The organism is Roseateles sp. P1_C1_2 (assembly GCF_056406535.1).
The window spans coordinates 100,931-117,970 of sequence record NZ_JBFUAB010000014.1; the positions used below are offsets into that span (position 1 = coordinate 100,931).

The following is a 17,040-nucleotide window of genomic DNA, read 5'->3' on the forward strand; positions in this document are numbered from 1 at the left end:
CGTGGTCGGCGGCCGCGCGGCTCTTGTCTGGTGAAGCCTGACTTGACACGCCCTCAGCGTGCGCACCGGCCCGCTTCGGGCGGCGGGTTCTGCTGGCGATAGAGCTCTGCCTGCTGGCGGTGCAGCAGCTGCAGCGCCGCCGGATAGTCGGCCTGCTGTAGATAGTCGCGGATCTGCGGCGTGGCCGCAGCAGCGGGAGAGCGACGCGAGATCTGCAGATGCAGCCCCTCTGCGCCCAGCCCGCGAGGCAGCATGCGCACCTCTTGCTCGCAACCCATCGCTCGCAGCATCTGGACACCTGCCTCGCGCGCGGTCACCACCGCGTCCAGGCGGCCCAGCAACAGCTTGCGCAGGTTCAGGTCCTCGCTGAGCGCGTTGTCCACCTGGGCCTGCCGAGCCAGCTGCCGGTCGACCTCGGTGCCAAAGCTCACACCCCGGCCGACGCCGACCCGCAGGCCGGCCAGATCAGTCCAGGTGTCGAAGCGCACCGGGCTGTCGCGCCGCACGAACAGAGCCGCCTCGTTGCGCGCCAGCGCGGGTTCGACGACCAGCGCGTACTCGCGGCGCTTGGGGTTGTCGAAGGCACACACCATCGCGTCCACGTCGCCGCGCTCGACCAGCGCCTGGCAGCGCGCCCAGGGACCGACCGCCTCGACCTCCAACGTCCAGCCCGCTGCCGCAAAGGCCCGCCGCGCCATCTCGACACAAACGCCATGCATGCGGCCCTGCTGTTCCCAGCTCATCGGCTGGGCGGCCGGATGGGCACAGCCACGCAGGCGCCGCTCAGCGCGGGCCGGCGCCGCCAGCAGGGCGGACAGGCACAAGGCCAGCAGCAGGCAGATGCGGGTCATGGGAGGACCTCCAAGCCACAGGGCGGCTGGATCGTAGTGCGCCCTGGCACGAAACAGGGCCGAAACCGAGCGGCGGCTCCCACCGGCGTCGGGCGCCAACTCGTGTCAGCCCCGCATGACGGCCAGCATCTCGTGCACGTCGTGGCACATGACGGCGAGGTAGGCGGCCAGCACCAGGTAGTAGGTGGCGTACTCCCACTTCACGGCGGCGGGCACGGCGTAATAGGTCTGCGCCTCGGCGCTGTCTGAACGGTGCTTCCAGGCCTTGATGAGCTGGGGCCAGGCCAGCAGCGCCATCAGGATCAGCATCGGGCTGGGCCGCCAGAAGAACAGCGCAACCAGCATGGGGGCGCCCAGCAGCCAGATGCGCGGTGACAGCACGGCGGTGATGCGGCCACCGTCGAAGGGCGAGATCGGGATCAGGTTGAACAGGTTCAGGAAGAAGCCGCTGTAGGACACGGCCAGCAGCCAGTCGGCGCCCCATGAGCGCGCCATCAGATAGGTGACGGTGGCGCCCACCGTGCCGAGCAGCGGCCCGCCGAGGCCGACGAAGGCCTCGGTCTGGGCATCGTGGGGCATGTCCTTGAGCTCGACCCAGGCGCCGACAAAGGGGATGAAGGTCGGCGCACCGACGTTCAGCCCCTTGTAGCGCGCCGCGATGAAATGCCCCATCTCGTGCACGAAGAGCAGCGCGATGAAGCCCGCCGCATAGCGCCAGCCGTAGATCCAGGCATAGACCACCAGCGAGATCAGCATGCTGCCGCCGGTGGTCAGCAGCTTGCCGAACTTGGCGCCCGACAGCAGCAGCGCGAGCAGCTTGAGCATCAGGAGGCGGGCTTGTCGCGCTTGAAGAACTTGGTGATGGCCGCGCCGAAGCCGATGACCGCGATGAAGATGATCTTGGCGAACTTGGCGACGAAGGCAAAGATGACGGCCAGCAGGCCCAGCTTCTTGGCGCCGACGCCGACGACCAGGGCCGCCAGGCCGTACTCGGCGACATGGTCGGTGGCCGAGTCGAAGTCTTCGTAACRCTTGCCCTTGTCGAACTCCAGCGCGCCGAGCAGGGCCTTGGCATCGGGCTTCTGCGCCGGCAGGTCCTTCAGGTCGGTGATGAAGTTCAGGCTCAGATAGCCCTCACGGCCGAGAGCGTAGGTGTTGTAGTTGACGCCGAGGGCGGCATCGGCCGGTGCGCCCTTTTCCTTGGAGCTCATGGCCCAGACCAGGCGGTGCTGGGTCGCCTCGTAGGCCGGCGGCTCGGCCCAGCCGGTGATCTCGAGGGGCGCCACGCCCATCTTCTTGCGCTCGTCGTTGCTGGCCTCGGTGCCTTCCTTGTAGCTGGCCAGCAGCTCGTCAGCCTTCCACTCCTTGGCGTCGCCGTCCTTCACATAGCCGGAGGCGATATAGCGCAGCGTGGCGAACCATTCGCCCTCGCCCTTGGGGAAGACCAGCCCGGCCAGCTCGCTGTGCTCGCCCGGATTGCCCATGGCACGCAGCAGCTTGCCGGCCTGGGGCTGGGGAATGAAGATGCGGTCGGCCGGCAGGTGCAGCGTGGCCTGGCCGGCAATGGCCACATCGGCCGGACCGGCCTTGGCAGCGGCCTTGGCCTCGGTCCAGGCGGGATTCTCGGGCGGTGCGTCGGCGGCCTGGGCCGCAAAGGCCGCGCAGGCGACCAGGGCGGCCAGCAGGCCGCGGAAGCTCTTGTTCATCTGCACTCCCTGCAAAAGGGCCGCAGTCTAGGTGGCCGCAAAGTCAGCGCCATTCAGGGAATGCCCCCCAGGGGAGGATTCACACCCTGGCGATCCGCGCACCGCGGCGGCAGCGCTTCACAATCCGCGCCACAAGATGGGAGCGGACATGGAAATGATCGGCAAGTTGCGAGCGACGCTCACTGTTGCGGCCTGCGTGCTGGCGGTGCTGAGCAGCGGCTGCTCGACGCCCAGCGTGAGCGTGTCGCCGCCGCTGCCCTGCGACCGGCCCGGCAACAGCTGCGTCAGCGAGCTGATGCTGGCGCTGGAGGACTGGAAGGACGCCTACAACAGCCGCGACCCGCGGCGGCTGCAGCAGTTGTATGCCCCGGGCGCGCTGATCACCGACGACGAATACCTGGCTGTGCCGCTGGATGGCGTCGCGCTGCCGGTGTTCTTCGAGCAGATGGCGCAGCGGCCGACGGCCCGCATGCGCTGGATGATCGGCAACCTGATGCTGTTCGGCGAAACCGCCGTGCGCTCGGGCGAATACGAGTTCACCGAACAGGTCGACGGGCTGTCAAAGGAGAGGCCGGCGCGCTACAGCTTTGCTTACCAGCGCATCGAGGGACGCTGGCTGATCGTGCTGCAGCACTCCACAGTGAGACCGTGAGCCCGTCGCCCAGTCGCGCCCTGCTGAACGCGGGCGTGCCTGGTCGGTCCCCCGAGAGGGCGGCGATGCTCGCGGCATTGAGCCGCAAGCACATCGCCTGAGGCGGGCCGGCTAGGGAGCGGCCCGGCGCTCGGCCCGCACGTAAGTGTGCGGCCTGCGCGAGATCAGACCTTGGCCAGCAAGCTGTCCCACTTGGCCTTGGCCACTTTCTCGTGGCGCTCCTTCACATGGCCGTAGCCGCGGATGTCTTCCGGCACACGGGCCAGTTCGACGGCGTTGGCCAGTGACTCAGCCGTCAGGCCAGCCAGGGCCTTGTCGACACCGGCACGGTAGTCGGCAATCCAGCGGCGCTCCATCCTGCGCTCCGCGGTGTAGCCGAAGATGTCGAAAGCCGTGCCGCGCAGGCCCTTCATCTTGGCCAGCAGGCCGAAGGCGGGCCGGATCCAGCTGCCGAACTGCTGCTTCACCAACTCGCCCTTGTTGTTCTTCTTGGCCAGCAGCGGCGGCGCCAGGTGGTGCACCAGCTTGTAGTCGCCCTCGAACTGATTGGCGATCTTGTTGATGAACGATGTGTCGGTGTGCAGTCGGGCCACCTCGTACTCGTCCTTGTAGGCCATCAGCTTGAACAGATAGCGCGCCACCGCTTCGGTTAGCGTGGTCTTGCTCCCGAGCTTGGCTTCGGCGGCGCGCACCTTGTCGACGAAGGCCTTGTACTCGGCCGCATAGGCGGCGTCCTGGTAGCCGGTCAGGAAGTCGACGCGCTTGCTGATGATCTCGTCGACGCCCTGGCGCTTGACCATCTGGATGACCTGCTGGGCCGCATACAGCGCCTGCACGCTCTTCAGGTCCTGCGCACAGCGACGGCCCCATTCGAAGGCGATCTTGTTGTTGTCGATCTGCACGCCGTTGAGCTCGATGGCGCGCATCAGCGCGTCATAGCTCAGCGGGATACGGCCCTGCTGCCAGGCGTAGCCCAGCATCAGCGGGTTGGTGTAGAGCGAATCGCCCACCAGCTTGACGGCCACTTCCTCGGCGTCGAAGGAGCCGAGATGGTCGCGGCCCACTGCATTGCCCACGGCGGCCTCGCAGGCGGCGCCGGGGAAGCTCCAGTTGGCGTCGTTCACCAGCGTCGCCGTCGGCGAGCCATGCGTGTTCAGCGCCACATAGGTGCGGCCTTCGCGCATGACAGCCAGCGTGGCCTTGTTGGCAGCCACGATGGCGTCGCAGGCGATGACGAGGTCCGCCTCCGCCGTGCCGACCTTGGTGCAGAAGATCGCTTCAGGCGAGTTGGCGATCTGGATGTGGCTCCAGGTCGCGCCGCCCTTTTGCGCCAGGCCCGCGGCGTCCTGTGTGATGACGCCCTTGCCTTCCAGGTGGGCGGCCATGCCCAGCAGCTGGCCGATGGTGATGACGCCGGTGCCGCCGACACCGCCGACGACGATGCCCCAGGCCTTCTCGGGATTGGGCACGACGGGCATGGCCAACTGCGGCAGCGCGGCGTCGAAGGGGCTCTTGCGCGCCTCCTTCTTGGGCTTCTTCAGCTCGCCGCCTTCCACCGTGACGAAGCTCGGGCAGAAGCCCTTCACGCAGGAGTAGTCCTTGTTGCAGGTGTTCTGGTTGATCTGGCGCTTGCGGCCGAAGTCGGTCTCCAGCGGCTCGATGGACAGGCAGTTGGACTGCACCGAGCAGTCGCCGCAGCCCTCGCAGACCAGCTCGTTGATGACGACGCGCTTGGCCGGGTCCACCAGCTTGCCGCGCTTGCGGCGGCGGCGCTTCTCGGTCGCGCAGGTCTGGTCATAGATGATGACCGTCGTACCTTCGAGCTCGCGGAACTGGCGCTGGATCTCGTCCAGCTCGTCGCGATGGTGCACGGTGACGCCGGGCGCCAGGGCCACGCCCTCGTATTTGAAAGGCTCGTCGGTGACGATGACCAGCTTCTTGACGCCTTCCGAGATCACGCTGTTCATGATCTGGATGACGGTGTGGCCCTCGGGCCGCTCGCCGACCTGCTGGCCGCCGGTCATCGCGACGGCGTCGTTGTAGAGGATCTTGTAGGTGATGTTGACACCCGCGGCGATGCTCTGGCGGATGGCCAGGCTGCCGCTGTGGAAGTAGGTGCCGTCGCCGAGGTTGGAGAAGATGTGCTTCTCGTCGGTGAACGGCGCCTGGCCGACCCAGGGCACGCCTTCGCCGCCCATCTGCGTGAAGGTGGCCGTGTTGCGGCCGGGCATCCACGTGACCATGTAGTGGCAGCCGATGCCGCCTACCGCACGCGAGCCATCCGGCACGCGGGTGGAGGTGTTGTGCGGGCAGCCCGAGCAGAACCACGGCGTGCGATCGGCGCCGCCGGCAGTCTTCTCCTCGGCTTTGAGCGAGTTTTCCTTGGCGTCGATGATGGCCAGGCGGGCATCGAGGCGGGCCACGACGTCGCTGTCCACGCCGAGCTTCTTCAGGCGCTTGGCAATGGCGCGGGCAATGATGGCCGGCGTCAGGTCGGCCTGCGGGCGCAGCAGCCAGTGGTCGCTGGGGTTGGGCACGCTCCATTCGCCGCCCTCGCCACCGTCACCAGCGTCGAACTTGCCGAGCACATTGGGGCGCACGTCGGCGCGCCAGTTGTAGAGCTCTTCCTTGACCTGGTACTCGATGATCTGGCGCTTCTCTTCGACGACCAGGATCTCCTGCAGGCCCTTGGCGAAGTCGCGCGTGATCTGCGCTTCCAGCGGCCACACGACGTTGACCTTGTGGAGGCGGATGCCCAGGCGCCGGCAGGTGTCGTCGTCCAGGCCCAGGTCGTTGAGCGCCTGGCGGGTGTCGTTGAAGGCCTTGCCGCTGGTGATGATGCCGAAGCGGTCGTTGGCACCTTCGATGACGTTGTAGTTCAGCTTGTTCGCGCGGATGTAGGCGAGGGCTGCGTACCACTTGTAATTCATCATCCGCGACTCTTGCTCGAGCGGCGGGTCCGGCCAGCGGATGTGCAGGCCGCCCGCCGGCATCTGGAAGTCTTCCGGCAGGATGATGTTGACGCGGTCCGGGTCGACGCTGACCGAGGCCGAGGACTCGACGATCTCCTGGATGGTCTTCATGCCCGCCCAAACGCCCGAGAAGCGGCTCATGGCGAAGGCGTGCAGGCCCATGTCCAGGATGTCCTGCACGCTGCTGGGGAAGAAGGTCGGGAAGCCGACGGCCTTGAAGACGTGGTCGCTCTGGTGCGCCGCCGTCGAGCTCTTGGCGATGTGGTCGTCGCCCGCGATGGCGATGACGCCGCCGTGCTTGGACGTGCCGGCCATGTTGGCGTGCTTGAACACGTCGATGCAGCGGTCCACACCCGGGCCCTTGCCATACCAGAGGCCGAAGACGCCGTCGAACTTGGCCTTCTCGGGGAAGAGGTCGAGCTGCTGCGTGCCCCAGACGGCCGTCGCGCCGAGTTCCTCGTTGACGCCGGGCTGGAAGACGATGTTCTGCTTGGCCAGATGCTTCTTGGCCTGCATCAGTGCCTGGTCATAGGTGCCCAACGGCGAGCCGCGGTAGCCGCTGATGAAGCCAGCGGTGTTCAACCCGGCGATCGCATCACGCGTGCGCTGCAGCATCGGCAGGCGCACCAGGGCCTGCACGCCGCTCATGAAGGCACGGCCGGAATCAAGCGCGTATTTGTCGTCGAGCGAGACGGTCTGCAGCGCGCGCAGGATGTGTTCGGGCAGCGGGGCGTTCATCGGGTGGGGCTCCTGAATGGCGACCCGTTCGACCTGCCCTTGTGAGGCGGCCGCGCGGGCCATGGGCCAGTATGGCCGGACCGATCAGTGTAGGGAAATGGGGGCGAGCAGTGCTTTCTCAATTGCGCTCGAAATCCATTCGATTGGCAACATCCTTTCTCAAACATGCAGAATTTGTTCAAATCTCATCGCCACTTCACCAATCAGGGCAAACCATGAGCTCCGAAGAAGCCACCCCAGAAGCCCTCGACCGCCACCACATCGCCATCCTGGCCGAGCTGCAGGCCGACGCCCGCCTGTCCAACGCCGAGCTGGCCCAGCGCATCGGCCTGTCGGCCGCGCCCACCTGGCGGCGCGTCAAGTGGCTGGAGGACCAGGGCTATATCACCGGCTACCGCGCCGAGATCGACCGTCGCAAGCTCGGCCTGGGCGTGCTGGCCTTTGTGCGCGTGGACGCCGAGCGCAGCGCGGGTGCCGCCACCAAGCCGCTGGAAGACGCCATCCGCCAGCTGCCCGAGGTCATCGCCTGCCACTACATCTCCGGTGCCGGCACCTTCGAGCTGCAGGTCATGGCCACCGACCTGGACGCCTTCTCGCGCTTCTCCATCGACACGCTGCTGAACCTGCCCAACGTGAAAGACATCCACACCAGCTTCTCGCTGGGTGAGGTCAAGGCCAGCGGCGTGCTGCCGCTGGGGCACCTGGGCGGCTGAGACGAGCGGTGCGTGACGTAAGCCCATGAAAAACCAGGCCCCGCCACCTTTGGCCGCGTTAGGCTTGCGTGATGGCCGTGTCGCACCTCGTCGACCTGTGGCTGGGCAGCGACCCGGCCCAGCGCCTGCGGCTGCGCCAGAACCTGCTCGCCGTGGCGCTGATGGGGATCAGCGTCGCCATGCTGCATTACGCGGTGCATGTCGGCGGCCGCCCCCCTGGCCCGTGGCTGTGGCCCTGGACGGTGGTGTCGCTGGGCGGCCTGGTGTTGGTCTATGCCGCCATCCGCAGCGGCTGGTCCTTGCGCTTTGCCGATCCGTCACTGACGCGCGAGCAGATCGCCTTTGCCATTGCCGCTGCCGCCCTGGCCTACGCCCAAGCCGGCGCCCTGCGTGGCGCCTGCTTCCTGGCGCTGATGCTGACCCTGATGTTCGGCATGTTCCAGTTGCGCACGCGCAATGCCCACGCGATGAGCGTCTATGCGCTGCTCGTGTTCGGTCTCGTCATGGGCGTCATGGCCTGGGTGGACCCCGTGCACTACCCACCGGCCGTGGAACTGGGCCATTTCATGATGCTGGCCTGCGTGTTGCCTGCCGGCGCCGTGTTGACGACGCGGCTGGGCCACATCCGCCGGCGCCTGGCCGAGCAGCGTGAGGAGCTGGCACGGACCCTCGCCCAGCTGCAGGCCATCGCCACGCGCGACGAGCTGACCGGCCTGCCCAACCGCCGTCAGATGCAGGCGCTGATGGACCAGGAGCTGCTGCGCTCGCTGCGCCACCACCACGATTTCTGTATCGCCATCGTCGACCTCGACCATTTCAAGCGCGTCAACGACGAACACGGCCACGCCGCCGGCGACGCCGTGCTGCGGGCCTTCGCCCAGGGTGGCCAGACCGCCCTGCGCGGCACCGATGTGCTGGCCCGCTGGGGCGGCGAGGAATTCCTCGTGCTGCTGCCCGAAACCGCCATGCCGCCCGCCGTGGCCGGCATGGAGAGGTTGCGTCAGCAGACCGCCGCGCTGCGCATCGGCATTGGCGAGGGCAAGCAGGTGGCGATCACGGTCTCCATCGGCCTGACCGGCCACCGCCGCAGCGAGACGCTGGCCCAGACGCTGGAGCGTGCGGACCAGCTGCTCTACAAGGCCAAGGCCGAGGGCCGCAACCGCACCTGCATCGACTGAAGTAAAGGGCGCCCCTCGCCCAGTCTTGCCGCGCTGAACGCCGTCAAGCCCAGTCGGTCTTGCAGACCGCGCTGCGGCATGAGCCGCAGCTCTTCGGCAGGCACATGCCGCCCACTGGGCGCCATGTGTCCGGCCTCAGCCCCCGGGGGGACGGCAATGCTTGCGGCATTGAGCCGCAAGCACATCGCCCAAGGCGGGCCGGCTTGGGAGCGGCCCGGCGCTCAGCCCGCAAACTACATGCATCGCGGGTGCCGCGAATGCGGAATGGCTAACTGAAGCGAATCAGTGCCCCGCCAGCCGCAGATGCTCGCAGCGGCCCATGCGGGCACCGCGCTTGACCTCGTCGACGAACTCGGCCGGGAAGCTGACCTCGGTCGAGTTGCCGTGCTTGCAGACGAAGGCCTTCTTCAGGTCGACATACCAGCTCATCGGGTAGCCCGGGATGCCGCCGACGATCTCGTTGCCCGCCGCATTCATCGACGCCGGGCCGTCCAGGCCATAACGGTAGGCCTCGGCCACGCCCTGGGTGCGGAAGAAGTCGCCGAGCTGGATCCAGCCGATGTCCTCCAGCCACATGACGCCGCGCAGGCCGCTGAACCAGACGCCGGCCGAGCCGATCATCATCTTGCCGTCGTCGCTGATGTCGGCCACCTGCACGGGGATGGCACCGAACTGCTGCTGGATGGCCGCCGCGCCCTCGCTCTCGCAGCTGACGTCCAGGCCCAGCAGCGGCATGTCCACGCACCACTGCATCTGCCTGAACTTCGTGAAGGCGCCGAGCTTGCTGCCCTTGTTGGCGTTCCAGAACACGACGCCGTCGCGCTCCGTGTTCAGCGCCACGCGGCTGGCATCGGGTGTCATCGCATAGCCGTCGATGGCGCCGATGGCCTTGTAGAGATCGACGGGCTTGCCCTCATCGACCCAGGCATAGGCCTTCATGAAGTTGCTGTTGCCCAGTACCACGCGGCCGTCGGATGACACCGCATGCGCCCGGTGCCAGGGCTCGGCGCTCAGATCCACGCCCTCCAGGCTCAGCGCCCGCATGCCGCGGCCCGCCGTCCAGATGAAGGGAATGACCTCGCCGCCGATGGTGGCGTCGCCGGACCAGCCGCCTTCGCATGAACCATCGCCGTTACGGTCCACATAGGCCGTGCCCACCGCCGTGCGGGCGGTGGCGTCGAGCGCCCAGCCATAGCTGCTGCTGACACCGATCTGGCTGCTGCCGCCGCAGCGGTCGCGATTGAGGCTGCCCAGGTCGGTCAGGCCGCCGGTGCGGGTGTCCCAGATCGTGGCCGAGTTGGTCCGGATGGGCTGGCCCTCGCCGTCGGTGCCGATGATGCGGCCGTCCAGGTCGGCCTGCACGATGAGCTTGCGGCCGTCGCGGGTGATGCTGGTGTTGACGCCGACGACACCGTCCGGCGCCCAGGTCACGCCGTTCTTGGCGTCCCAGACAAAGGGCTTGTTGTCGATCCAGCCGGCCGCGCGCTCGCCGTCCTTGGACATGCTGCCCAGGAAGCCGTAGACGACCGGGGTGTACTGCACGCCGTCCTTGTAGCCATTGAAGTAGAAGTTGGCCGTCTTGGTCACGCCGGCCTCGGCCGTGATCGCGCTGGCCGTGCAGGCGCGGTCGTTGGCCGCGTTGGACTGCTCGTTGCTGTTCCAGTACTCGGCTTCCGAGACCAGGGCGGTCGGCGTCGTCGGATAGCCGCCGGCGACGATCTCTTCCAGATAGAGCAGGTACTTCTGCCCCGGCTTCAGGTTGTTGATGCGAAAGCGCCCATCGGGGCCGACCAGGCCCTGCGTCTTGTCGCCACTCATCGCCGAGATCGCGTCGCCCAGCGGGTCGGCGATGTTGCGGGCGACGATGTTGATGCCGCCATAGGGCGTGCGGCCGTCCTTCAGGAACAGCGTGCCAGCCACGGAGCCACGCGTCTTCAGATAGGTCGCGCTCGGGTAGAGGTCCGAGATCGCCGCCATGTCGTCGCTGCGGTCCACCGTGCTCTGCTCATAGCCGGCATTGCGGCCGTTGGCGTCGGGGTAGGTCGGGTCGATGAAGGGGAACATCGTCTCGATGTACTTCGGGTCGATCTTCTTCGCCGCCGGGTCGTCGTCACGCCAGGAATGCAGGGCCGGCACGCAGCCCGGCACACCGGGAAAAGCTTCGTAGTAATAGGGGTGGCTGAAATACGCCATGGTGCCGTTCACCTGCGAGTGCGACAGGTTGATGGCGTGGCCGAACTCGTGCGTGAACACGCCGGCAATGCGCTTGCCGTCCACATCGGGCGGCGGCATCCAGGGCTGGTCGGCAGGGATCGGCTCGTGCGGCACGACATAGCCGTTCATGACCGCCGTGGCCTTGACGATGGTCTCGGGGTAGCCGTCGCCGTCGCGGTCCTCGGCGATCTCGGCGAAGGCGATGCCCAGCACCTGGTCCTTGGGCACGCCGAAATACTCCTCGATGACCTGGCCGCGCTGGTCGTAGATGACGTAGATGCCGCCCTCCAGCGCCTGGCCATAGACGCGCTTGGCGGTCTCGCCGTCCTTCACGTCCACGCCCACGCCGGCGAGCTGGCTGAACTTCTTGAACTTGGCCGGGTCGGTGACGGCCTTCCACATCGACGTCGGCACATCGCTCCACTGCTTCAGCGCGAAGGCGGTGATCTTGTCGGCCTGGGCGTTGCTGAGGAACTCCGTGCCGTTGTCGCGGTAGGTCAGCGGACCGATGTCGGTGTAGACGGGGATGGGCTTGCTCGTGTCCCAGCGCAGCGGCTGCGGGTTGCGCGGGTGCTCGGTCAGCAGCAACGGGCCGGCGGCCTGGGCCAGGGAAGCCGCCGCGAACAGCGCGGCCAGCGGGAATTTGAGGAAGGCGTTCATCAGCGCATCACTCCCTTGGCGATCCAGTCTTCGCGCACTGCGCGCTTGACCAATTGGTTCAGCACGCCACCGTCGACGGCGCCGCTGTTGCGGGTCAGCATCTCGGCCTCCAGCGGGCTCAACACCGCGGGGTCCACGCTCATGCCCTGGAACAGACCGCGGTTGTCGAAGGCATTGGCCAGCTTGGCGCCGCTGCCGGTCAGCTTGCCCTGGGCCAGGCCCACAGTGCTGGTCAGCCCGGTGCGCGCCGAGGGCTTGTTCATGAAGACGGTGACCTTCTCGCCGACCGTCCAGCCCGGCAGGCCCTCGATACGCGTGGCCAGCAGGTATTTGCCATCGGCCATGCGGCGGTTCTTCAGCAGGCCGTACTGGCGAAAGCGGTAGCTGCTGTCCGTCGCCAGCTCGCGCTTCACGCTGCCTTTGACCTTGAGCGTGACCTCCGTGAAGGGCACGCCGCGGTCGATGCCGTCGCTGATCTTGGCGACATCGCCGCTGACGATGACATCGGCGGTCGCGATCATCTGCTTGAGGTTCTGGTGCACCAGCTGGGTGGCGTGGGCAGCCGGCGCCAGCAAGGCGGCCAGGCCGCCCAGCAGGGCCAGGCGCCGCAGCGCGGAGAAGGGTTCTCGGTTCATGGCGAAAAGCGGTTGGGTTTGCGGGCGGACAGCGCTCCGCCAACCCAGGGCCCGCGCTCATGCCGCCGGCCCGGGTTCGTGGTCGTCCTGTCCGGGGTGAGGCCACTGTGCGGCCGCCTCCCGACCCCGCCCATCCCCCGCGGCGGGGGACCCGCGAGCGCGGGGAGGAGATTCCCTCAGCTCGTCAACCCGCGACGCCGATGACGCCCAGGGCGCGCGCCCGCGTCACCGCATGCTTGCGTGAGCCGGCCTCGAGCTTGGCGTAGATCTTCTTCAGGTGGGATTTGACGGTCTCATCGCTGACCGCCAGCGCGGTGGCGATCTCCTTGTTCGCATAGCCGCGTGCCACCAGCACCAGCACTTCGCGCTCCTTGGGGCTAAGCAGGCGCTCGGCCGCCGTCGCGCCGGCCCGCATGGGCACCGGACCGCGGCGCAGGGCCGCCGGCGTCTGGCTCAGGCGCATGCGCTCGGCCTCGCCGTCCTTCAAGGCCAGGGCCTGGCGGGCATGGCCATAGGCGCGGGCCATGTCGCCCACCGCCGCCCAGTCCTCGGCCAGCGCGACATGCAGGGACGCCGGCGCCTTCCATCCGGCGATCTTGAGCCCCTCGGCCAGCGTCGCCTCGCCATGATGCAGGGCCGCGTTCGGCAGGGCCAGGCCGGGCGGGGGCGGCAGGCGCGGGTGGCGGCGGTGCATCTCCGTCAGCACCTCCTGCACGCCGATGACGAGGGCATTGAAGCCATGCCGGTTGATGAGCTGCTCGGCCTCGGCCAGGGCCTGCTGGGCCGCCTCGATCTGCCCGGCCGCCGACAGCGCCCGCGCCAGTCCCAGCAGATTGACGGTCAGGTTGTCGGTCGAACGCGCCACGCGATACATCGCGATGGCCTCGGCCATGGGGCCGACGGCCTCGACGCCGCGGCCCAGGGCCAGCAGGGTCTGGGCCAGCTCGGCACAGGCATTGGCCTTGTTGATGCCGGGCGGCACGCTCGCCAGTGAAGCGAGCGCATCGCCGAGCAGCACCAGGGCCTCGTCGAGCCGCCCGATCTCCTTCAGCAGCGCGCCCAGCCGCGTCTCGCAGGCGCCTATCAGTGCCGGCCAGCCGGCTGCGCGTGAGTCGAGCGTCGCCTGGTCGTAGCAGGCGGCGGCGCGGTCGAACTCGCCCAGGCCCTGCAGGGCCGTGCCGGCATTGATGGTGCAGACCAGGGCATGGCGCAGCAGGCCCCAGTGGCGGGCCGTATCGGCGGCGCGCAGGAAGAGCTCGGCCGCGCGCGCCGGGTCGCGGCGCGACAGCGGCAAGGCCAGGGCCGCGTCGACAAAGGCCGCGGCTGCGGGGTCGGCGACAGCATCGGCCGCGTCGGCAGGGTTGGCGAAGCTGCGCTCATAGGCCAGCCAGGCCTGGGCGACGGCCTGGCGGCGTGGGTCGGCACCGCGTGCATGGCAGGCGGCGGCGCGGGCATGCGCGTCCAGCTCGCGTTCGCGCTGGCCACGCGCCTTGGCCACGCAGGCCTCGGCCAGCAGCGCATCGCCCTCCAGCCCAGGGTCGCCGGCGCGCGCCTGGGCCAGCAGGCTCTCGGCGGCGTCGAAGCGGCCTTGCAGCGCGGCGATCTCGCAGCGGGTCAGCGCCAGCCGGGCCAACAGCGGCCCCGCCAGGCCGGGCTCGGCCTGTTCGCACAGGGCCAGCGCGCGCCCGCCATCACGCTGGCGCAGTTGCCAGGCGAGCGCGACCCGCGCCTCGGCGTCACCGGACTCTGCGGCGGATTCGAGAGCGGCAAGCGCGCTGGCGGGAACCAGGAATTCCATGCAAAAAATTGTAGAAGCCCGTTCTGCCTAGACTGGGGCCATGCACCCTCCCCTGCCCCTGCGCCACTTCCTGCTCGCCCTGGCCGTCGTGGCGATCTGGGGCAGCAACTTCGTCGTCATCAAGTACGCCCTGCACACGCTGCCGCCGATGACGCTGGCGGCGCTGCGCTTCGGCTTCGCCTTCGTGCCGGCCTGCTTCTTCCTGCGCCGACCCGAGGTGGGCTGGCGCAACCTGGGCGGCTACGGCGTCCTCATCGGCGTGGGGCAGTTCGGCCTGCTCTACCTGGCCATGCGCAGCCAGATCTCGCCGGGCCTGGCCTCGCTGGTGGTGCAGACCCAGGTCTTCTTCACGCTGCTGCTGGCGGTCGGCCTGCGCGGCGAACGCGTGGCGGCGTCGACCTGGCTGGGCCTGGCCCTCGCCGCAGGCGGCGTCATCGTCATCGCCTCGCATACCGATGGCACGACGACGGCCCTGGGCCTGGGCATGGTGCTGGCGGCGGCCCTGTCCTGGGCCTGCGCCAACCTGCTGACCCAGCGCGCCGGCCGCATCGACATGCTGGCCTATGTGGTCTGGAGCAGCGCCTTCGCACTGCCGCCGCTGATCCTGCTGGCCCTGCTGGTCGACGGGCCGGCGCAGGTGGCCGCCGGCCTGGCCGCGTCCGACGCCGGCACCTGGGCGGCGGTGCTGTGGCAGTCCATCGGCAACACGCTGTTCGGCTACGGGGTCTGGAGCTGGCTGCTGGCCCGCCACCCGGCCGGGCGCATCGTGCCCATGGCCTTGCTGGTGCCGGTGTTCGGCATGGGCTCGGCCAGCCTGTTGCTCGGCGAGCCGCTGCCGTCCTGGAAGCTGATCGCCGCGGCGCTGGTGCTGGCCGGTCTGGCGATCAACCTGTTCGGAGCGCGGCTTTTGCCGGCCAACCTCAGGCCGATCAAGGACTAAGCTTGGGCGCATGGAGCGCCGCGCCCTGCTGTTGAGCCTGCTGCCGTTGTCTGCCGCCGCGGCGCCGCCGGCCGTCGCCTTGATCGTCGAGTGGCGCTGGGTGGACAGCAACCTGCCGCCCGCCGCCCAGGCTGGCGTGCGCGATGGCGCCGTCGTCGTCGGTACGGCCGGCACGGTGTCGCCGCGCGGCCCCGGCGTGGTCACATCGACCGTGCAGTCAGCGCCCCAACCGGTCCAGCGCGTGCTGGTGCAGAACGGCCAGCGCGCCGCCACCCGGCTGACCACGCGCGAGCCGCTGCAATGGGTGGACGCCGTCGTCCAGCTCGACCCGGCCTCCCGCAGCCCGCAGCGCGTCTACGCCAGCCCGCGCGGCGGCGAGCGCCGCACGACGCAGAGCTTCGCCGTCACGCCCACCTGGCCCGGCGGCAGGGCGCCGGTGCAGATCGAGTTCGACATCGACCAAGGGGACAGCGCCTTCCAGTCGACGCTGCAGTTGCCGCTGGAGCGCTGGCAGACCGTGGCGCGCAGCGGCAGCACCGCCCCACCGGCGCCGCGGGGGACCTTGAGCAGCGCCGATGCGGCCGGCCGGCCCGAGCGCGAATTGCAGCTGCGCGTGTCGCTTCAGCCTTGAGCCGAAGCCAAAGCGCCGTTGATCTGCGGATAGGGCGCGGCGCCGTCGAACAGCTCGGTGCCCGCGCCATGCTCGAGGAAACCCGCCGCCGCCCGCTGCGCCCGGCCCCAGGCCGCCTCGGCGATGGCGCTGCCGGCCGAAATGCGGCGCACGCCCAGGCGCCGCAGCTCGTCCAGGCCGGGCAAGGCCGGCCGCGCCATCACGTTCAAGGGCAGGGGCTGGCCGCCCACCAGGGCCTGGATGTCGGCCACCGTCGTCACGCCGGGGGCGAACAGGCCGTCGGCGCCGGCCGCCGCGTAGTCACGCGCGCGCAGCAGCACTTCTTCGACGGCGCGGCCCGGCGCGAGGTTCTTCAGCCAGACGTCGCAACGCGCATTGATGAAGACATCCACGCCGGCCCGGGCCGCGGCGGCCTTGATGGCTTCGATCTTGCGGCACAGCAGGGCGGGCGCGTCAGCCCCGTCCTCCAGGTTGATGCCGACGGCGCCGGCCTCGGCGAACTTCAGGATGTTGTCGGCCACCGTGGCCGGGTCATCGCTGTAGCCGGCCTCGCTGTCGGCCGACAGTGGCACCCGCGCGACACGGGCGATGCGCCGCAGGGCCGCAGCATGCTCGGCGACAGGCAGGTGATTGCCATCCGGGTAGCCCAGGGCCCAGGCCAGGCCGGCACTGGTCGTGGCCAGGGCGGGCACGCCCTGTGCCTGCACCAGGACCGCACTGCCGGCGTCCCAGACATTGGCGATCTTCAGGAGCTCGGGGCCCTGGTGGAGCTGGCGGAAGTTCATGGCGTTTGTACCGTTGGCGAGATAGATTGGCGATGCTGCCCGGGGCCGCTGCCAGACCATGGCAGCAGGCCGACGGCGGGTACGTGCAGTAACAGGTCCAGCCAATGACGCAATGTGCCAAGTCTTGCGCGTTCGTCGTCACGTCTTGCGTGTAACGTCAATCCTTTGCAGAACTCACCGCCTCCCCGACCATGAAGCTCGCCTTGATCGCCCACGACGGCAAGAAGGACGCCATGATCTCCCTGACCGCCGACTTCCTGCCGCTGCTGCGCCGCTGCCAGTTGATGGCGACCGGCACGACGGGCACGCGATTGAACGCTGCCCATGGCCTGACCATCGAACGCGTGCTTAGCGGCCCGATGGGGGGCGATCTGCAGATCGGCGCGCGGCTGGCCGTGGGCGAGCTGGACGGCGTCATCTTCCTGCGCGACCCGATGACGCCCCAGCCGCACGAACCCGACATCAATGCCCTGGTGCGCGCCTGCGATGTGCACGACGTGCCCTGCGCTACCAATGTGGCCACGGCACGGCTGCTGCTGACGCGCTGGAGCGAGTCATGACGCCCGA

At 68.8% G+C, this 17,040-nt stretch carries 14 protein-coding genes; 6 read left to right on the plus strand and 8 right to left on the minus strand.

The window, feature by feature from the left end; translation table 11 throughout:
• Positions 1-53 precede the first annotated feature (53 nt).
• The 3 genes from AC1D2H_RS15365 to AC1D2H_RS15375 form a co-directional block, all read right to left on the minus strand.
• On the minus strand, positions 54-851 hold the full coding sequence (locus AC1D2H_RS15365; protein ID WP_477930243.1) for a substrate-binding periplasmic protein: 798 nt from the start codon (positions 849-851) through the stop codon (positions 54-56).
• A 105-nt stretch (positions 852-956) separates the two neighbouring features.
• The gene (locus AC1D2H_RS15370) at positions 957-1,676 is read right to left on the minus strand and encodes a site-2 protease family protein (protein WP_477930241.1); all 720 of its coding nucleotides are present in this window, start codon (positions 1,674-1,676) and stop codon (positions 957-959) included.
• Positions 1,676-2,557 carry a DUF2167 domain-containing protein gene (locus tag AC1D2H_RS15375; RefSeq protein WP_478011560.1) on the minus strand — a complete coding sequence of 294 codons (882 nt, stop codon included), beginning with the start codon at positions 2,555-2,557 and terminating at the stop codon, positions 1,676-1,678. Before AC1D2H_RS15375 ends, AC1D2H_RS15370 begins: the two co-directional genes overlap by 1 nt.
• A 148-nt stretch (positions 2,558-2,705) precedes the next feature.
• On the opposite strand from AC1D2H_RS15375, the gene AC1D2H_RS15380 reads away from it, so the two are divergent.
• Positions 2,706-3,209 (plus strand): DUF4440 domain-containing protein, encoded by a 504-nt coding sequence (locus AC1D2H_RS15380; protein WP_477930237.1) that lies wholly within the window; start codon positions 2,706-2,708, stop codon positions 3,207-3,209.
• 164 nt (positions 3,210-3,373) lie between these two features.
• On the opposite strand, the gene AC1D2H_RS15385 is transcribed toward AC1D2H_RS15380, so the two are convergent.
• The gene (locus AC1D2H_RS15385; RefSeq protein WP_478011561.1) at positions 3,374-6,919 is read right to left on the minus strand and encodes an indolepyruvate ferredoxin oxidoreductase family protein; all 3,546 of its coding nucleotides are present in this window, start codon (positions 6,917-6,919) and stop codon (positions 3,374-3,376) included.
• Between the two features lie 215 nt (positions 6,920-7,134).
• Here AC1D2H_RS15385 and AC1D2H_RS15390 point away from each other — a divergent pair, with 215 nt between their 5' ends.
• Both AC1D2H_RS15390 and AC1D2H_RS15395 read left to right on the plus strand, forming a co-directional pair.
• Positions 7,135-7,632, plus strand: coding sequence for an Lrp/AsnC family transcriptional regulator (locus AC1D2H_RS15390; protein ID WP_477930235.1), 498 nt, complete (start codon positions 7,135-7,137; stop codon positions 7,630-7,632).
• A gap of 71 nt (positions 7,633-7,703) precedes the next feature.
• The gene (locus AC1D2H_RS15395; protein WP_477930233.1) at positions 7,704-8,810 is read left to right on the plus strand and encodes a GGDEF domain-containing protein; all 1,107 of its coding nucleotides are present in this window, start codon (positions 7,704-7,706) and stop codon (positions 8,808-8,810) included.
• Between the two features lie 282 nt (positions 8,811-9,092).
• On the opposite strand, the gene AC1D2H_RS15400 is transcribed toward AC1D2H_RS15395, so the two are convergent.
• From AC1D2H_RS15400 to AC1D2H_RS15410, 3 genes are all read right to left on the minus strand, one after another.
• A complete protein-coding gene (locus AC1D2H_RS15400) occupies positions 9,093-11,684 on the minus strand; it encodes a hypothetical protein (RefSeq protein ID WP_478011562.1) in 2,592 nt (863 codons plus the stop codon).
• Positions 11,684-12,319 (minus strand): hypothetical protein, encoded by a 636-nt coding sequence (locus AC1D2H_RS15405; protein WP_478011563.1) that lies wholly within the window; start codon positions 12,317-12,319, stop codon positions 11,684-11,686. Before AC1D2H_RS15405 ends, AC1D2H_RS15400 begins: the two co-directional genes overlap by 1 nt.
• A gap of 184 nt (positions 12,320-12,503) precedes the next feature.
• Entirely contained in the window at positions 12,504-14,117 is a 1,614-nt protein-coding gene (locus tag AC1D2H_RS15410; RefSeq protein WP_478011564.1) for a response regulator transcription factor, read from the minus strand.
• 52 nt (positions 14,118-14,169) lie between these two features.
• Between AC1D2H_RS15410 and AC1D2H_RS15415 the strand changes: the two genes are divergently transcribed.
• Positions 14,170-15,057, plus strand: coding sequence for an EamA family transporter (locus AC1D2H_RS15415; protein ID WP_478011608.1), 888 nt, complete (start codon positions 14,170-14,172; stop codon positions 15,055-15,057).
• A gap of 10 nt (positions 15,058-15,067) precedes the next feature.
• Positions 15,068-15,688: a hypothetical protein gene (locus tag AC1D2H_RS15420; protein ID WP_478011565.1), complete on the plus strand. Its 621-nt coding sequence runs from the start codon at positions 15,068-15,070 to the stop codon at positions 15,686-15,688.
• Here the strand turns inward: AC1D2H_RS15420 and AC1D2H_RS15425 are convergent.
• Positions 15,679-16,473, minus strand: a complete 795-nt coding sequence (locus AC1D2H_RS15425) for an isocitrate lyase/PEP mutase family protein (RefSeq protein ID WP_478011566.1) — start codon at positions 16,471-16,473, stop codon at positions 15,679-15,681. The genes AC1D2H_RS15420 and AC1D2H_RS15425 overlap by 10 nt on opposite strands.
• A 191-nt stretch (positions 16,474-16,664) precedes the next feature.
• On the opposite strand from AC1D2H_RS15425, the gene AC1D2H_RS15430 reads away from it, so the two are divergent.
• Positions 16,665-17,033 (plus strand): methylglyoxal synthase, encoded by a 369-nt coding sequence (locus AC1D2H_RS15430; RefSeq protein WP_477930222.1) that lies wholly within the window; start codon positions 16,665-16,667, stop codon positions 17,031-17,033.
• Positions 17,034-17,040: the final 7 nt, after the last annotated feature.